This is a genomic window from Chromobacterium vaccinii, assembly GCF_001855275.1.
Lineage (GTDB): Bacteria > Pseudomonadota > Gammaproteobacteria > Burkholderiales > Chromobacteriaceae > Chromobacterium > Chromobacterium vaccinii.
The window spans coordinates 4,140,861-4,157,444 of record NZ_CP017707.1; the positions used below are offsets into that span (position 1 = coordinate 4,140,861).

Annotated in this window: 16 protein-coding genes; 5 read left to right on the forward strand and 11 right to left on the reverse strand. The window is 65.4% G+C overall.

All coding sequences use genetic code 11. The features are described from left to right. Window positions 1–17 precede the first annotated feature (17 nt). Entirely contained in the window at window positions 18–227 is a 210-nt protein-coding gene (locus tag BKX93_RS19255) for a heavy-metal-associated domain-containing protein (RefSeq protein WP_046157292.1), read from the forward strand. Window positions 228–306: 79 nt separating this feature from the next. On the opposite strand, the gene BKX93_RS19260 is transcribed toward BKX93_RS19255, so the two are convergent. Together BKX93_RS19260 and BKX93_RS19265 are read right to left on the reverse strand one after the other, a co-directional pair. After that, the gene (locus BKX93_RS19260; RefSeq protein ID WP_046157291.1) at window positions 307–624 is read right to left on the reverse strand and encodes a DUF190 domain-containing protein; all 318 of its coding nucleotides are present in this window, start codon (window positions 622–624) and stop codon (window positions 307–309) included. Between the two features lie 111 nt (window positions 625–735). Beyond that, window positions 736–2,631, reverse strand: a complete 1,896-nt coding sequence (locus BKX93_RS19265; protein ID WP_070980931.1) for a M14 family metallopeptidase — start codon at window positions 2,629–2,631, stop codon at window positions 736–738. 274 nt (window positions 2,632–2,905) lie between these two features. On the opposite strand from BKX93_RS19265, the gene BKX93_RS19270 reads away from it, so the two are divergent. Beyond that, window positions 2,906–4,771 carry a S9 family peptidase gene (locus BKX93_RS19270; protein ID WP_046167463.1) on the forward strand — a complete coding sequence of 622 codons (1,866 nt, stop codon included), beginning with the start codon at window positions 2,906–2,908 and terminating at the stop codon, window positions 4,769–4,771. Between the two features lie 151 nt (window positions 4,772–4,922). Here BKX93_RS19270 and chrA read toward each other — a convergent pair whose 3' ends face one another. The 5 genes from chrA to lgt all read right to left on the reverse strand — a co-directional run bounded on the left by chrA (window position 4,923) and on the right by lgt (window position 9,524). Continuing rightward, window positions 4,923–6,116: a chromate efflux transporter gene (gene chrA / locus BKX93_RS19275; protein ID WP_070980933.1), complete on the reverse strand. Its 1,194-nt coding sequence runs from the start codon at window positions 6,114–6,116 to the stop codon at window positions 4,923–4,925. A 60-nt stretch (window positions 6,117–6,176) separates the two neighbouring features. Next, window positions 6,177–6,884, reverse strand: coding sequence for an amino acid ABC transporter permease (locus BKX93_RS19280; protein WP_235429285.1), 708 nt, complete (start codon window positions 6,882–6,884; stop codon window positions 6,177–6,179). Continuing rightward, a complete protein-coding gene (locus BKX93_RS19285; RefSeq protein WP_046157286.1) occupies window positions 6,866–7,606 on the reverse strand; it encodes an amino acid ABC transporter permease in 741 nt (246 codons plus the stop codon). The genes BKX93_RS19280 and BKX93_RS19285 overlap by 19 nt, the downstream gene beginning before the upstream one ends. 80 nt (window positions 7,607–7,686) lie before the next feature. Further along, on the reverse strand, window positions 7,687–8,490 hold the full coding sequence (locus tag BKX93_RS19290) for an ABC transporter substrate-binding protein (protein WP_046157285.1): 804 nt from the start codon (window positions 8,488–8,490) through the stop codon (window positions 7,687–7,689). Between the two features lie 182 nt (window positions 8,491–8,672). Beyond that, a complete protein-coding gene (gene lgt / locus BKX93_RS19295) occupies window positions 8,673–9,524 on the reverse strand; it encodes a prolipoprotein diacylglyceryl transferase (RefSeq protein ID WP_046157284.1) in 852 nt (283 codons plus the stop codon). A 197-nt stretch (window positions 9,525–9,721) separates the two neighbouring features. Here lgt and ilvD point away from each other — a divergent pair, with 197 nt between their 5' ends. Beyond that, the gene (gene ilvD, locus BKX93_RS19300; protein ID WP_046167460.1) at window positions 9,722–11,578 is read left to right on the forward strand and encodes a dihydroxy-acid dehydratase; all 1,857 of its coding nucleotides are present in this window, start codon (window positions 9,722–9,724) and stop codon (window positions 11,576–11,578) included. A gap of 161 nt (window positions 11,579–11,739) precedes the next feature. On the opposite strand, the gene BKX93_RS19305 is transcribed toward ilvD, so the two are convergent. The 3 genes from BKX93_RS19305 to BKX93_RS19315 form a co-directional block, all read right to left on the reverse strand. After that, window positions 11,740–12,060, reverse strand: a complete 321-nt coding sequence (locus BKX93_RS19305) for an SMR family transporter (RefSeq protein ID WP_070980935.1) — start codon at window positions 12,058–12,060, stop codon at window positions 11,740–11,742. After that, window positions 12,057–12,425, reverse strand: coding sequence for a DMT family transporter (locus BKX93_RS19310; protein WP_070980937.1), 369 nt, complete (start codon window positions 12,423–12,425; stop codon window positions 12,057–12,059). The genes BKX93_RS19305 and BKX93_RS19310 overlap by 4 nt, the downstream gene beginning before the upstream one ends. Window positions 12,426–12,590: 165 nt before the next feature. Continuing rightward, a complete protein-coding gene (locus BKX93_RS19315; RefSeq protein WP_070980939.1) occupies window positions 12,591–13,685 on the reverse strand; it encodes an AAA family ATPase in 1,095 nt (364 codons plus the stop codon). Between the two features lie 297 nt (window positions 13,686–13,982). Here BKX93_RS19315 and BKX93_RS24850 point away from each other — a divergent pair, with 297 nt between their 5' ends. Then, complete coding sequence (locus tag BKX93_RS24850; protein ID WP_145929341.1) at window positions 13,983–14,162, forward strand: hypothetical protein; 180 nt, start codon at window positions 13,983–13,985, stop codon at window positions 14,160–14,162. A gap of 339 nt (window positions 14,163–14,501) precedes the next feature. Then, window positions 14,502–15,575: a hypothetical protein gene (locus BKX93_RS19320; RefSeq protein ID WP_070980942.1), complete on the forward strand. Its 1,074-nt coding sequence runs from the start codon at window positions 14,502–14,504 to the stop codon at window positions 15,573–15,575. A gap of 53 nt (window positions 15,576–15,628) precedes the next feature. Here BKX93_RS19320 and BKX93_RS19325 read toward each other — a convergent pair whose 3' ends face one another. Beyond that, window positions 15,629–16,555, reverse strand: a complete 927-nt coding sequence (locus BKX93_RS19325; RefSeq protein WP_070980944.1) for a LysR family transcriptional regulator — start codon at window positions 16,553–16,555, stop codon at window positions 15,629–15,631. Window positions 16,556–16,584: the final 29 nt, after the last annotated feature.

Below are 16,584 nucleotides of genomic sequence, written 5' to 3' on the forward strand. Positions count from 1 at the left end.
CCACGATGGAGATGAACATGGCAGAACTGATTTTGAACATAGACGGCATGACCTGCGGCGGCTGCGTGAAGAGCGTGACCGGTTTGCTGAGCGGCATGGCCGGCGTCAGCGACGCCCAGGTAAGCCTGGAGGACAAGCAGGCGCGCGTGGCTTACGACGCCGCGACGGTGTCACCGGAGGAGTTGGCGGCGGCGGTGGCCGATGCCGGCTTCGATGTGACGTTCTGATTTTCCGCGTCGAGACCGCTCCGCCAGGCCTGGGGGGCGGTCTTCGCCATTCTCGGCCGCCCTGAGCCGAATGTCGGTCTTACTTCTCTCCCAGCATGCCGTATTCCACCGGCGTCTTCACGTAGAACACCTTGACGCCCTCGCCGCGCAGCCGGTCCAGCAATTGCTCGGCCTCCTGCGCGCTGAGCGCCATCGTCACTTCCTCAGGCTGGTCGGCCAATTCGAAGAAGCGGGCGGCGTGGATGCGGCGGTCGCCGCCGAAGCCCTCGCTGGCGGCGAACAGCGTGGCGCCGCCTATGCCCAGCCTGCGGGCTTCCTGCAAGATCCATTCCGCTAGCGGCACGCCGTGATGGCGGTGTCCCTGCTGGGTGAAGAACGACAGTTGGTAGCCTTGCATCGCGGGGCCTCCTGGAGACGGATCACGGTTGAGTCGCGCCGTCGGCGGGCATGCCGTTCGCCGACACCTGCATTGTAGACCCGGTCGCCGTGGCGGGCGGCCGGAGCGTGCTCAGCGGATGATGCCCACCGGGTAGAGGTAGCGGTTGCTGTCGGCGAACGGCGTGCGCTCGTAGAACCAGTTGAGCCGGGCGTTGCGGTCCTTGGCGAATTTGGGGTCGGCCTTGAGCCTGGCGGCGAAGGCTTGGCGCAGCGCGGGGCTTTCGGCCAGCATGCGGCGCGCCATCGGCTCCATCACATAGGCTTCCGGCGCTTCCGCCGAGGTCAGGTTGGCGTTGAAGAAGCCCCAGCTCAGGAAGGAGTCTGGACTGGATGGCTCCAGCAGCACCATGGCCAGCGCGCCTAGCGGCTGATCGGGATCGATGACGACAGAGCCAGCCGGATAAGTGACCTTGCGCGGCATCGCCACCGGCTTGCCGCTGATCAGCAGCCGGCCTTCGTAGCCGGGAATCTTGTCGGCCGACTCGCGGTCCGGTTCGAACGGCGTGCCCAGCTTGACCTCGTCCAGCCGGTAGGCGGTGACGTCGAGCGCGGTCGGCTGCTCCAGCGTGCTCATCGCGATGCCATGCGTCTTCAGCCGCTCTATCACTTCCCGCCATTGCGCCGGCACCACGTAGGCCTTGGGCCGCGCGACGACCAGGTCGGGCTCGGACTGCGGCGTGATCGGGATCTTGTAGTTCTGCGGCTGGTTGCTCCAGCGCACGATCTTGTCGCCGGTGACCGGCGATTGCGCCTTGTCGAATTTCACGCCCTTGAAGTCCACCATCTGCGGCTGGCCATCGGCCGCTTTCCAGGTCAGCGTCACGTTCTTGGGGCGCGCCGCGCGGTCCTGGGCGATGGCGGCGCGCAGGCTGTCCTTGTTGGCGGCCACGCTTTCCAGGATGGCTTTGTACAGCGCGTAATTGCCCAGCACCTGCTGCCGGTACGGCTTGAGCGCGTGCAGTTCCACCAGGATGGCGGGGATGCCGCGCACGTCGGCGTACTGGTTGGAGAAGCGCGCCAGATCGCTGTAGTAGGGGTAGTAGCCCTTGCTGATGTCCTCGTTGTCGTTCATCGAGATACAGACATTGGGCTCGTGGCCGTAGGCGCGCAGCTCGCGGTAGACATAGGGCGTCATCACCTGGTCCATCCAGCGGCTGGATGCCGGCGACCAGCCCTGGCCGTTGTTGCAGTAAGTGACGTCGTACCGGTAGTTGACGCCGTCGGTGCTGTGGGTGTCGATGAAGAAGTCCGGCTGGTATTGGCCGAGCGCGCGCGCCACGTTGCGGATTTCCGGGCTGTCCAGCTTGGCGAAGTCGCGGTTCAGGTTGAGGTTGCGGCTGTTGACGCGCCAGCCGGTCTCGTCGGGGCCGTTCTGGTTGATGCGGCCGTATTTGCCGTAGCGCACGTCGCCGTCGATGTTGACGGTGGGAACGAACAGGATGTTCACCTTGTCCAGCAAGGCGCGCTGGGCGCCGCCCACGGTCAGGTCGCGCAGCAGCATCAGGCCGGCATCCTTGCCGTTGGCCTCGCCTGGGTGGATGCCGGCCTCGATGTAGACCGTCGGCTTGCCGGAAGCCTTAAGCCCGGCGGCCGACTTGTCGGCGCTGCTGGAGACCACCGCCATCATGAATGGCCGGCCTTCGCCGGTTTTTTCCTCCAGCGCGGTCAACTGGATCAGGTCCGGTTTCGCCGCCGCCAGCCTTTGCAGATAGGCCAGCGTCTCCGGGTAGGGGGGCGTGTGGGCGAAGCCGGACGCTTCCAGCGGCGTGGCCCACGGATCGTCCTTGGCGACGGCGAACCGCTGGCTCTTGCCGCTCCAGGGGATGTCCGGCGGCAGCACGCGCTGGCCGGCGGACTGGAGAAACTGGCCGGGATCGACGTAGTCCGGCGCGGCGGGCGAGGCGGCTGCGGGCAGGCTGGCCAGCGCGGCGGCGAGAAATGTCAGCGAAGGGAGGAGGCGGCTCATCGTATGCTCCGGGAGTGAGGATCGCGCCAGCTTACGCCTTGTGCCGCTGCTTTCTGGTTGCCTGATTCATCCTGCTTGATGGCTGTCAAACACGGGGTTTTTCCTGCTTTTTATCTGTGGTTTTTGTTGTGAAAGTTTTAGTTAATATAAATTCAATTCGCATATTGATGCCGAGATGGCCTGGCGGTAACATCATTTTCCGCGCGCATGCCGCGCTTGGCACCGGGCCGCAGCGCTGGCCGGATTCCACGTCCTCACCAAGAAAGAAACCGCGTTGAAAACGAAAACTCTGACTGTGCTGCTGGCGTCGCTATTGTCCGGCTCCGCGCTGGCGGCGGACATCCCGCTGCGCGACTTTTTCCGCAATCCCGAGCAAAGCAACTTCACGGTATCGCCGGACGGCAAGAGCGTGGCCTTCCTGTCGCCGTGGGAGTCGCGCCGCAACATCGTGGTGCGTCGGCCAGGCCAGCCTGACAAGCGCGTCACCGCGATCAAGGACCGCGACCTGTCCGGCTATTTCTGGAAGGGCAACGACAGGCTGGTCTACGTCAAGGACAATGCCGGCGACGAGAATTTCCACCTGTACAGCGTGGACCTGAAAAGCGGCAAGACCCGCGATCTGACGCCGTTTCCCGGCGTGCGCGCCGAGATCGTCGACGGCCTGGTCGACAACGACAGGCAGCTGCTGATCAGCTTGAACAAGCGCAACCCGGAAATCTTCGACGTCTATCGCATCGATCTGCAAACCGGCAAGCTGACGCTGGAGGCGGAAAACCCGGGCAAGGTCACCAGTTGGGAAAGCGATCACAAGGGCAATATCCGCATCGCCATCGAGACCGACGGCGTCAACAATACCGTGCTGTACCGCGACCAGCCGGGCGGCAAGTTCCGCAAGCTGCTTTCCACCACCTTCCGCGAGAGCTTCTCGCCGCTGTTCTTCACCTTCGACAACCAGCGTTTCTACGCCGCCAGCAACCTGGGCCGCGACAAGACCGCCATCGTCGAGTACGACCCGAAGACCAATAAGGAGATCAAGGAAATCTACGCTCGCAATGATGTGGACGTGGACGGCCTCAACTACTCGCACAAGCGCAAGGTCATCACCTGCGCCGGTTTCGAAACCGACAAGCCGGGCCGCGAGTGCTTCGATCCGCAATCGCGCGAGCTGTACGCCAAGCTGCAGTCCCACTTCCCGGGCTATCAGGTCGACATCACCTCCGGCAACCGCAACGAAGACCGCTTCGTGGTGGCGGCCTGGAACGACAAGACCCAGGGCAAGCGCTATCTGTACGACAAGAAGAGCGACAGGCTGACGTTGCTGGCCGAGATCACGCCATGGCTGCCGGCCGACAAGATGGCCGCCATGAAACCCATCCAGTACCAGAGCCGCGACGGCCTGACCATCAACGGCTACCTGACGCTGCCAAAGGGCAAGGAAGACGCCAAGGGCCTGCCGGTGATCGTCAATCCGCATGGCGGCCCATGGGCTCGAGACAGCTGGCGCTTCAATCCGGAAGTGCAGTTCTTTGCCAACCGCGGCTGGGCGGTGCTGCAGATGAACTTCCGCGGCTCCACCGGCTATGGCCGCCAGTTCTGGGAAGCCTCGTTCAAGGAGTGGGGCGGCAAGATGCAGGACGACGTCACCGACGGCGTAGACTGGCTGGTCAAGCAAGGCGTGGCCGATCCGAAGAAGGTGTGCATCTACGGCGGCAGCTACGGCGGCTACGCCACCTTGTCCGGCATCACCAAGACGCCGGAACTGTACCGCTGCGCGGTGGATTACGTCGGCGTGTCCAACCTGTTCACCTTCATGACCACCATTCCGCCGTACTGGAAGCCGTTCCTGGATTCGATGTACGAGATGGTGGGCAATCCGGAGAAGGACAAGGAACTGCTGCGGGAGCGCTCGCCGGTGTTCCACGTCGACCGCATCCAGTCGCCGCTCTTGGTGCTGCAGGGCGCCAAAGACCCGCGCGTCAACATCAACGAGTCCAACCAGATCGTCGACGCGTTGAAGAAGCGCGGCGTGGACGTCGAGTACATCGTCAAGGACAACGAAGGCCACGGCTTCCACAACGAGGAAAACCGCTTCGCCGCCTATGGCGCGATGGAGCAGTTCTTCAAGAAATATCTGGACTGATCGGCTACCACGCCAGTCATCTCAGCCCGCCTTCAGGCGGGCTTTTCCATTTAGACCCGCTAACAAAACTTCTGATCCTGAGCTGCGCCTCCTTGTCGTATGACCGACACTGCCTGTGTTCAGGTTCTCTGCGAAGTTTGGTTCGCGGCGCTTACAGCATCAGCCATCCGGTCGCCGCGCACAGGCCCACCACCAGCCAGGGAGGAAGCTTCCATGCGGCCAGCGCCAGCAGAGCCAGCAGAGCGGCGGCGAAATCGGCCGGCGCGCGCACCGCGCTGCTCCAGGCCGGGTGGTACAGCGCGGCCAGCAGCAGGCCCACCACCGCCGCGTTGACGCCGGCCAGCGCAGATTGGGCGGCGGGCGCGGCGCGCAGCCGGCGCCAGAACGGCAGCGCGCCCGCCAGCAGCAGGAAGCCGGGCAGGAAGATGGCGACCAGCGCCAGCGCGCCGCTTTGCCAGCTGCCGTCGCCGGCGGCGCCGAGAAACGCGGCGAAGGCGAACAAGGGGCCGGGCAGCGCCTGCGCCGCACCGTAGCCGGCCAGGAAGGCGTCCCTAGGCACCCAGCCGCTGGCGACGGACGCGGTTTCCAGCAGCGGCAGCACCACGTGGCCGCCGCCGAACACCAGCGCGCCGCTGCGGTAGAAGGCGTCGAACAAGGCCAGCCGGTAGCCGGGCCAGGCCGCGGCCAGCAGCGGCAGGCCTGCCAGCAGCGCGAAGAACAGCGCCAGCCAGATCGCGCCGCGGCGGCGGCTGGGCGTCGTAGCGTCGTCGGCAATGGAAACGCCCGGGGCGGGAGCGGCCAGCCACAGGCGTCCGGCCGCGCCGGCCAGCGCGATGACGGCCAGCGGCAGCCAGGGCGCGGCGATCAGCAAGGCCAGGCAGCAGGCGATGGCCATCAGTGTCAGCCGCGGCGGGTCCGGGCACAATTGGCGAGCCATGCTCCATACCGCCTGCGCCACCACCGCCACCGCGGCCAGCTTCAGTCCATGCAAGACGCCGGGCGGAACGGCCTGCGCGTGATGCGACAGGCCCAGCGCCAGCAGCAGCATCAGCAGCGCCGACGGCAGCGTGAAGCCCAGCCAGGCGGCCAGCGCGCCGGCCAGGCCGCCGCGCGACAGGCCCAGCGCCATGCCGACCTGGCTGCTGGCCGGTCCCGGCAGAAACTGGCACAGCGCCACCAGGTCGGCGTAGTCGCGCTCCGGCAGCCAGCGGCGGCGCTCGACGAATTCGGCGCGGAAATAACCGAGATGGGCGATCGGGCCGCCGAACGAAGTCAGGCCCAGCTTCAGGAAAACCAGCAGGATGCGCCAGAAGCCGCGGTCATTCGCCGCATGTGGTGGATGCATGGCATGAAAGGGGTGGGGAAACAGCGCCACCTTAGCGGAAAACGCCGCCGCCTTGAAGCGCTACGGCTGCGCCAGCGGCTGCCGCCAGCGCCGCGCGCCCCAATGCCCCAGCAACTGCAGCAGGCCGCACAACAGCAGGTAACCGACGGCGATGGCGCTGAATATCTCCAGCGGATAAACCTGCTCGCGGTTGTTGACCTGGGTGGCGACGAAGGTGAACTCGGCGACGCCGACGATGTAGGCCAGCGAGCTGTCCTTCAGCAGCGACACCCACTGGTTGACGAAGGAGGGCAGCATGATGCGCAGCGCCTGCGGCAGGATCAGCCAGCGCAGCGTCTGCCAGCGGGAGAAGCCTAGCGCCAGTCCGGCGTGCCATTGGCCGCGGCCCACCGCCGTCAGGCCGGCCAGCACCGCCTGGCCCAGATAGGCCGAGTGGATCAGCGCCAGCGCCAGGATCACCGTCAGCAGGCCGGGAACGTCTATGCCGAACAGCAGCGGCAGCAGGAAATAGCACCAGAAGATCAGCATCAGCACCGGGATGGCGCGCAGCACCGCGGTGGCGGCGGCCAGCGCGCGGCGCAGCGCCGGCCCGCCCATCAGCTGCGCGATGCCCAGCATCAGCCCCAGCCCGCTGGCCAGCAATGCCGCGGCCAGGCTCAGCGCCGCAGTCAGCAGCAGGCCGCCCGGCTCGCCGCCGGACAGGTTGCCCCACAGCAGGTAGTCGAGATTGTCCTGTATCACCGGCGGGATCATCGCAGTGTTCTCCATTCAGGCTCCGGCCGCTGGGCCAGCAATTGGGTGATCAGCACCAGGATCAGATACAGCGCGGTGGCGGCGGCGAAGGACTGGAAGGCCAGCAGGGTTTCGGTCTCCACCTGGCGCGAGGCGTAAGAGAGCTCGGCCAGGCCGATGGCCATCGTCAACGAGGTGTTCTTGACGATGGCGGTGTACTGGCCGACCAAGGGCCGCTTCACCAGCTGCCAGGCTTGCGGCAGCACCACCAGGCCCAGCGCCTGCCAGCCGCTCATGCCCAGCGCGCGCGCCGCCAGCCGCTGGCCCTTGGGCACCGCGTTGAGCCCGGCCTGCAATTCGCCGCTGATGAAGGCGGCGCTGTACAGCGTCAGCGCGGTGAAGGCGGCCAGGAATTCGAACGACGGCCACGGCAGGGCCAGACCGAAGGGCAGCGCCAACGCGCGCGGCGTGTTCAGCCAGATTTTCGCCTCGTCCGGCAGCAGGCCGGACACGCCGAAATACCACAGCAGCAGCTGCACCATCAGCGGCGTGTTGCGATGCAGCTCCAGGAACAGCCGCGTCGCCAGCCGCAGCGGCCGCGGGCCGCCGTCCTGCAGCGCGGTCAGCGCGACGCCGAGCAGGCTGGCGGCGGCGATGACCAGCAGCGACAGCCAGCCGGTCAGCAGCGCGCCCTTGCCCAGCCAGACGAGATAGTGCGGCTCCAGCCAGTTGTGGCCGAGCCAGGCGGGTGGGGTCATGCGTGTGTCTTTCTACCGAACGTCGAAACGGCAAAACCGCCGGCGGGAACCGGCGGTTGCGAGGCGGGACGAGCCTGGGATCAGGCCGCGTCGCCGATCTTGAAGTCGCGCGGCAGCGGCGCCTTGGTCTTGGGGCCGAACCAATGGTCGTAGATCTTGGCCGCGTCGCCGCTCTTTTCCAGTTCGCGCAGCGTCTCGTTGACCACCTTGGTCAGCCGCGCCTCGCCCTTGGGCAGGCCGATGGCCTGGAATTCGCGGGTCAGCGTGAACGGCGCCAGTTCGTACTTGGCCTTGTCCGGCGCGTTGGCCAACAGCGCGGCCAGCTTGGAGCCGTCCTGGGTGATGGCCTGGACGTTGCCGTTGCGCAGCGCGGTGAAGGCCAGCGGGGTGTCGTCATAGGCGACGACGGTGGTCTTCGGGTACTTGTCGCGCAGGTACACTTCCTGGGTGGTGCCCTTGTCCACGCCTACGCGCAGGCCGGCCAGCTGCTCCGGCTTCTGCAGCGCGCCCTTGCGGACGATGAACTGCTGGCCGGAGGCGAAGTAGGGCAGGCTGAAGTCCACTTGCTTCTTGCGCTCGTCGGTGACTGTGAAGTTGGCGGCGACGATGTCGGCCTTGCCGGACACCAGCAACGGCACGCGGTTGGCCGGGTTGGTCGGGATCAGTTGCAGCTTCACGCCCAGTTTCTTGGCGATATGCTGGGCCACGTCGACGTCCAGGCCGGAAATCTGGCGGGTCTTGGCGTCCAGGAAGCCGAACGGCGGGTTGCTGTCGAAGGCGGCGACGCGCAGCACGCCGGCTTTCTTGATGTCATCCAGGCGGTCGGCCAGGGCGGCGGTGGAAGTCAGGGCAACGGCGAGTGCGAGGGCAATGGTCTTTTTCATGGCGAGCCTTGTAGGGTTGTTTGCCGATGTGAAGCTGATTGCCGCCATCTTATCCGAATGAATTAATATCCAGAAATTATAAAAAATTAGTTATATATTCCGGAATTTGTTTTAAAGCTGGCGTGTCGCGTTTGCCGGGCGCAAAAAAGGCCGGGATGTCCCGGCCCTTCGCATCAAAACGCTCAGCCCTGTTTGCGCCGGCCGAAGAATACCAGCAGCCCGATGCCGATCACGATCATCGGCAGGCTCAGCCACTGGCCCATGCTGATCACGTCGGACTTGCCGAAGATGCCGGCATCCGGATTGCGGAAGTATTCGCTGATGAAGCGGGCCAGGCCGTAGCCGATCAGGAACAGCGCCGACACCTTGCCGGTGGCGCGCGGCTTGGCGCTGTAGATCCACAGCGCGCCGAACAGCACGATGCCCTCCAGCGCGAATTCGTACAGCTGCGACGGGTGTCGCAGCAGGCCGCCGTACTGCATCAGCATGTTCATCAGGTCGGCCGATTGCTGGGCCTCGGCGATGTCCTCCATCCGAGCCTGCGGGAACAGCATCGCCCACGGCAGGTCCGGGCTGGCCACGCGGCCCCACAGCTCGCCGTTGATGAAGTTGCCGACGCGGCCGGCGGCCAGGCCCAGCGGCACCAGCGGCGCGACGAAGTCGGTCAGCTGCCAGAAGCCGCGGCCCACCTTGCGGCCGTAGATCGCCACCGCGATCAGCACGCCGAGGAAGCCGCCGTGGAAGGACATGCCGCCTTTCCACACCATGAAGATTTCCAGCGGATGGCTGAAGTAGTAGCCGGGCTGGTAGAACAGCACCTCGCCCAGGCGGCCGCCCACCACCACGCCGACCGCGCCGTACATCAGCATGTCGTCCAGCTGCGGCACGGTGAGCACGTCGTTGCCGTTTTTCAGGCGGTATTTGCCCATGGTGAGGAACAGGGCGAAGCCCAGCAGGTACATCAGGCCGTACCAATGAACGGCCAGCGGGCCCAGGTGGATAGCCACCGGATCGAACTGAGGATGAATCAGCATTTGTCAGTGATGTGCGTTTGCGGTAAAAGAAATGTGACGAGATTATACGGAAAGCGTTCCCCGCCGTCGCGCCGCTCACCCGCGGCGATGCGGCATCATGGTTGGTCCACCCGGCACCCGCGGACCAACCGCCGCCAGCTTACCCTGCTGGCGTGACGGAACGACGACCGGTTTTGTTTACCGATTAAGGATGCATCATGCCTCAATACCGCTCCCGCACTTCCACCGCCGGCCGCAATATGGCGGGTGCCCGCGCGCTGTGGCGCGCCACCGGAATGACAGACGCCGACTTCGGCAAGCCCATCATCGCCATCGCCAACTCCTTCACCCAGTTCGTGCCCGGCCACGTGCATCTGCAGAACATGGGCCAGCTGGTGGCGCGCGAGATAGAAAAAGCCGGCGGCGTCGCCAAGGAATTCAACACCATCGCCATCGACGACGGCATCGCCATGGGCCACGGCGGCATGCTGTACAGCCTGCCCAGCCGCGACCTGATCGCCGACAGCGTGGAATACATGGTCAACGCCCACTGCGCCGACGCGCTGGTGTGCATCTCCAATTGCGACAAGATCACCCCCGGCATGCTGATGGCGGCGATGCGCCTCAACATCCCGGTGGTGTTCGTCTCCGGCGGGCCGATGGAGGCCGGCAAGGTGCAGTGGGGCAACGAAGTGCGCAAGCTGGACCTGGTGGACGCGATGGTGGAGGCCGCCAACAGCGCGGTGTCCGACGAGGACGTCGACCGCGTCGAGCGCTCCGCCTGTCCCACTTGCGGCTCCTGCTCCGGCATGTTCACGGCGAACTCGATGAACTGTCTGACCGAGGCGCTGGGCCTGAGCTTGCCCGGCAACGGCAGCCTGGTGGCCACCCACGCCGACCGGAAAGAGCTGTTCCTCAAGGCTGGCCGCCTGATCGTCGAGCTGGCCAAGCGCCATTACGAGGGCGAGGACTTCTCCATCCTGCCGCGCGGCATCGCCACCAAAGAGGCCTTCGAGAACGCGATGAGCCTGGACGTGGCGATGGGCGGCTCGACCAATACTGTGCTGCACTTGCTGGCCGCAGCCAGCGAGGCCGGCGTCGATTTCAAGATGGCCGACATCGACCGCATCAGCCGCGGAGTGCCGTGCCTGTCCAAGGTGGCGCCGGCGACGCAGAAATACCATATGGAGGACGTTCACCGCGCCGGCGGCGTGATCGGCATCCTGGCCGAGCTGGACCGCGCCGGCCTGATCCACCGCGACGTCGCCACCGTGCACAGCCCGACGCTGGGCTCGGCGCTGGAGCAGTGGGACGTGATGCGCCACGGCGAAGGCAGCGAGCCGCACCGCCTGTTCCGCGCGGCCCCGGGCGGCGTGGCCACCACCATCGCCTTCAGCCAGAGCATGCGCTACCCGACGCTGGACGACGACCGCGCCGACGGCTGCATCCGCGACCAGGCCCACGCCTACTCGCAGGACGGCGGCCTGGCGGTGCTGTACGGCAATATCGCCGAGCGCGGCTGCATCGTGAAGACCGCCGGCGTCGACGAATCGATACTGAAATTCACCGGCCGCGCCCGCATCTTCGAAAGCCAGGACGCGGCGGTGGAGGGCATTCTCGCCGACCAGATCGTCGCCGGCGACATTGTCATCATCCGCTACGAGGGGCCGAAAGGCGGCCCGGGCATGCAGGAGATGCTGTACCCGACGTCCTATCTGAAGTCCAAGGGCCTGGGCAAGGCCTGCGCGCTGCTGACCGACGGCCGCTTCTCCGGCGGCACCTCCGGCCTGTCCATCGGCCACGCGTCGCCGGAAGCGGCCGAAGGCGGCGCGATCGGCCTGGCGCAAGAGGGCGACACCGTGGAGATCGACATCCCCAACCGCCGCATCCATCTGGCGGTGTCTGACGAGGAGCTGGCCAAGCGCCGAACCGCGATGGACGCCAGGGGCCGCGACGCCTGGAAGCCCGTCGGTCGCGAACGCGTGGTCAGCCCGGCCTTGCGCGCCTACGCGGCGATGACCACCAGCGCCGACACCGGCGCGGTGCGCGATGTGTCGCAAGTGGAACGCAAATAAATAAAGCGTAGGGTGCGTCACCCCGCCAGGGGCGACGCACCTAAGGCGACACGCCGAAATAGAAGGGGAGGCCAAGCGCCTCCCCCTTTTTTGTTCCAGGCGGGCCTGAAAATTTCGCCGCTGTCCCGCTCGGGACGGTGGAATTTTCGGGCCTGGCTGATTTACACGGTGGACAAGGTCACCACCGACGCCGCGACGATGCCGATGCCGGCCCAGCCGATCGGCTTCAGTTTTTGCTTGTACAGCAGGCGGCCGCCGATGGCGGTGCCGAGAATGCCGATGGAGCCCCACAAGGCGTAGGCGATGGCTAGATCCATGCCTTTTACCGCTTGGCCCAGCAGCGCGAAGGCCAGCCACACCAGCAGGATGGCGCCTATGCCCCAGGCGCGGCGGCGGAAACCGTCTGATTTTTCCAGCATCAGGTTGGCGCCCACTTCTATCAGCGCGGAGGCCAGCACGAACAACAGGTAAACGGTTTTCATGCCGCGGCCTCCTCATCATGGGTTTCGCCCATTGTCACGCAGACCAGGCCCAGCAGCGCGAGGCCCAGGCCAAACACTTCCTGCGGCACCAGCTTTTCGCCGAACAGCCAGACGCTGACCGCGGTCAGGCCGACCAGGCCCAAACCTTCCCACACCGCGTAGGCGACGCCGACCGAGATCGCGCGCAGCGCGAGGGACAGCAAATAGTAGGACAGCGCCAGCGCCAGCGACATCCAGACATAGCCCAGATAGCCGCCGCTGCGGGCGGCGACCGCCATGAACGAGGTGCCGACGATTTCACAGACGATGGCCGCCATCAGGATCAGCCAGGCAACGAGCAGAGGGGAGAAGAATTTTTTACACATAGTGTTGAATAAAATAAACAAGACAGGGGTAGGACCTTGACCATATGACCGGAGTTCCCCGCATATCGCGTTACTTGATTGGCATGTTGTATAAAATCGGCGAATTTTCTTAAAAATGGCATGCAAAAAAGCCGCCTGGAGGCGGCTTGGTCGATGCGAGGGGTGTCAGTCGTTCCGCAGCAGGGTTTCGCCATCCTGCTGGGCGAGCTGGAAGGTTTTCAGCGGTCGGTGGCGGCGGATCCGCTCGGCCAATTCCGGCGAGTGGCTGGTCACCCACAGCTGGCTGTGGCGGCTGGCCTCGGCGATCAGCCGCGCCAGCGCCGGCAGCAAGGCCGGATGCAGGCTGTTTTCCGGCTCGTTCAAGGCCATGAAGGCGGGTGGCCGGGGGCTGAGCAGCGCCACCGCCAGGCATAGGAAGCGCAGCGTGCCGTCGGACAGCTCGGCGGCCTCCAGCGGCCGCAGCAGACCGTCGCGCTGCATCAGCATCTGGAAGCGCCCTTGCTGCGTGTCCACCAGGAAGCGGCAATCGGGGAAAGCGTCGGCCAGCATGCTGTCCAGCAGCTCGCGATCACCGATCTCGACGATGGTCTGGAACGCGGCGGCCAGATTGGCGCCGTCGTGCGCCAGCACCGGCGAACGGATGCCGACCTGAGGCGCGCGCAGCGGCGAGCCGGGCCAGACGGCGAACTCGTGGTAGAAGCGCCAGTTGCGCAGTGTCTCGCGGATTTGGGACAGTTCCGGATAGCGGTGCGGCTCGGCCAGCTGGCCGAAGATGGACTCCTCGGCGCGCAGGCTGGCCGGGTAGCTGTTCCGCTCGCCTTCCACGCCGCAGAGAAAAGCGGCCTGGTTGCGGCGCTCCAGCAGCAGCGTGGAAGGCCGCCGGCCGTGCCCGGCCAGCCACAGGCTTTCCTCCTTCACTAGCGGGTCCAGCGAGAACAGGCTGAGGCTGGGTTCCGGGTAGCCCAGTTGCAGTTCGTAGTCGTAGTCGTCCAGGCGGGCGGACAGGATCATCCGTTTCGGCGCGCGCGGCTTGTCGCCGCGGCGGGCGCCGCCGGCCCACATCGCCTTCTGCGCGCCCCCTTCCTGGGCCAGCGCGGCGGACAGCCGGCCTTCGGACGCCGCATGCAGCAACTGGATGGCCTTGTACAGATTCGATTTGCCGCAACCATTGGGGCCGACGACAACGTTGAGCGAGTCCAATTCAAGCGTCAGCTTGCGTATCGAGCGAAACCCGGCGAGATGGAGGCTGTGTATCGGCATGTGGAAAGGTTTGGGCGAGGAGAAGGTCTGAGACCGCGCGGCAAGGATGGCGGTTCCCGGGCCGGCGGATGGGGAGGCCGGTCTGGGTGGGGCGAAAGTTATTGGGTATTGATTATTGTCATAATGCCGCAGCGTGATCCTGTTAGCATGCGCCTGCGTTGTCTGACAGTTGGGAACTCGTCAAGCCGCGCGCGGTCCGTCCAAGTATTCCCCTTCAAGCTTTTTCTCTAGGTTGTTCGGTTCACTTCGTGAAAAACCGAACAATACTGTCCGCCGAAGATTCGTTTTGTTTCGAAAATGAAATATCTGTTAAATGCATATGGAATTGATATATTTTCAATTATACACCAATGGCATTTTGATAGACTGTTGAACAGCGATGAAAAAGAGGCGCTGCCGCTTGCGCCGCAAGCTGCGGGGCGGGAGGCTTCTGGCGGTTCCATTGTGACGGAATGTCCGTACAGCAATGATTTTTAATATTTTTGGGAGTGTTTGTGTGGCGGGCGGGCAAAAAAAATGCGCGGTGCCTTACGGCCCGCGCCAAGTCTACAAAGGAGAAATAGAGGAGAAACTATCAAGAAGCAATTGCTGCATCTCAACGAGAACGGATTATCCGGATTGCGGTACCGAGTGTCAACATGTGCGTTTTCGAAAATGTCGAGAAATGTAAGTTTTTGTCGCGCCTTGATACATTGCCTGCTGGAATGCCTGATTTTCCATTGCTTCAGCCCGTTGGCATGGCTCGCTTCCCTCCGCGCAAGAACGTGGCGGCTGTGCCACAATAGGCGCTTTCGATAGTTGCAGGATGTCAGCACCATGGACGCCGTCCGCCATATTCTTCCCGATCCGCGCCAGTACCACCCGCAGGTTTCCCTGACCAACCGCCTGATCCATCACGCCCAGTCGGTGCTGGACGCGCCGAATGCGGATGACCGCGAAATGTGGCGCCAAGGGCTGGCGGGCGCGATGGACGAAATGCTGCAGCGCCGCGAGCTGCTGTCCATCTCCGTCGCGCTGGCGATGGTGCCGTCCCAGGCCTGCTACCAGGTGGTATGGGACGCCTTGCGCCAGACCGTGGAAGGCGGCAGCGCCAATGTGGCGCTGTTCGCGCTGCCGCTGGTGCTGGTGGCGGGCAGCCGCGAGCAGGCGACGCTGCCGGCCGAAATCGCCGATATCGATGGCCTGAACGATCTCTTGCGCCGGCATGGCGTGTTCGCCGACGGCGACGCCGCGCTGGGCGGCGCGCTGCTGCACCCGGACAGCCTGACCGGCCTCGACGCGGTCAAACTGTACGAGATGTCGCGCCAGGGCGCCGACGCGCGCAATGGCCTGCCTAGCCAGCCGGCGCCGATCACGGTGAAGGAAGAGGGCGTATTCCTGCGCTATCTGCTGGGCGCGGCGATCCTGCGCGACGGCGCGGAGCCGCCAGTGAAGCTGGGCGGCTTGGTCGGCGCCTGGGGCATGCCGGTGATGAAATTCCTCGGCGAGCAGCTGAAGACCGAAGGCGTGACGCTGTTCCCGATCGCCCGTCCGCCGCTGCCGGCGATGCAGGCGCTGGTGGCCGGCAACTTCGCCCGCTTCGAAGTGGCGCTGCAGGTGTTCGCCAGCAGCCAGATCCGCCGCCTGCGCGAGCTGGACAAGGACCCGGTGGCGATTCTGTCCGCTCACGACAACGGCGAGCTGCACTTCACCTTGTCGGCCAAGGGCGATGAGCGCAATTGGGAAGGCTTCGTCTGGCCGCTGGCGTCGCTGGACAACGTCAAGCTGATAGAAGAGAACTTCCGCGAGCTGATGCGCGAATGCCATGTGCGCGACGTGCATGTGCTGGCGGAGCTGCAGGCGGAAAGCCGGGACGGCGTGCCGCTGTTCTTCACCGCCGACGATTTGTAAGGCCGCGATCTTCGAAAATCGGCCCCGCCTCTAGCGGGGCTTTGTTTTGCCCGTCAGCCGGCGTCGTCTTCCATCCGCACCCAGGGCGCGCCGGCCAGTTTTTCCGCCAGATAGTCGATCAGCGCTTGCACGCGCGCCGGCCGCCCGCGTCCCGGCGGCGTCAGGATGTACAGCGCGATGGGATCGACCTCCCAGCCCGGCATCGCCGCTTCCAGGCGGCCCGCCTGCAGGTCTTCCCAGGCCAGAAACTCCGGCTGCAAGGCCAGTCCCAGCCCGGCCCGCAGCGCCGGCGCCAGCGCTTCGGCGTTGTTGACGCGCAGCGCCGTCGGCACTTCCAGCGCGAACTCTCCTTTCTCCGCATGGCGGAAGCGCCAATGGCGGTTTTGCGCGTTGCTGTAGCGCAGGGCGCGGTGCCCGGCCAGCTCGCCTGGATCGGCCGGCCTGCCGTGGCGCTCGAAATACGAGGGCGCGCCCACCAGCAGGATGCGCACCGCGCACAAGCGCCTGGCCAGCAGGCTGGAATCGGCCGGCGAGGCGATGCGCAGGGCCAGGTCCATCCGGTTCGCCACCAGGTCCACCTGTTCGTCGCTGAAGTGAAAATCCAGCTCCACCTCGGGGTGGCGCGCCATGAATTCCGGCAACAAAGGGGCCAGGTGGGAGATGCCGAAGGACATCGGCGCGGCGACGCGCACCGTGCCGCGCAGGCTGCCGGATTGCTCGGCGACGTCGGCCTCCACCGCCTCTCCCTCGGCAAGGATGCGCGCCGCCCGCTCCAGCGCGGCGTCGCCGGCCGCCGTCAGCGCCAGCCGGCGGGAGGTGCGGTGCAGCAGCGTGGCCTTGATCCTCGCTTCCAGCCGCGTCACCGCCTTGGACACGGTGGCCTGCGACAGCGCGAGTTCCTCGGCCGCGCGGGCGAAGGAACCGCATTCGGCTACTTTGGCGAAGATGGCCCAGGCTTCAAGATCGGGAAGTCGTTTCATGTTCCATGCCGGAAAGGGAGGGGTTGGGG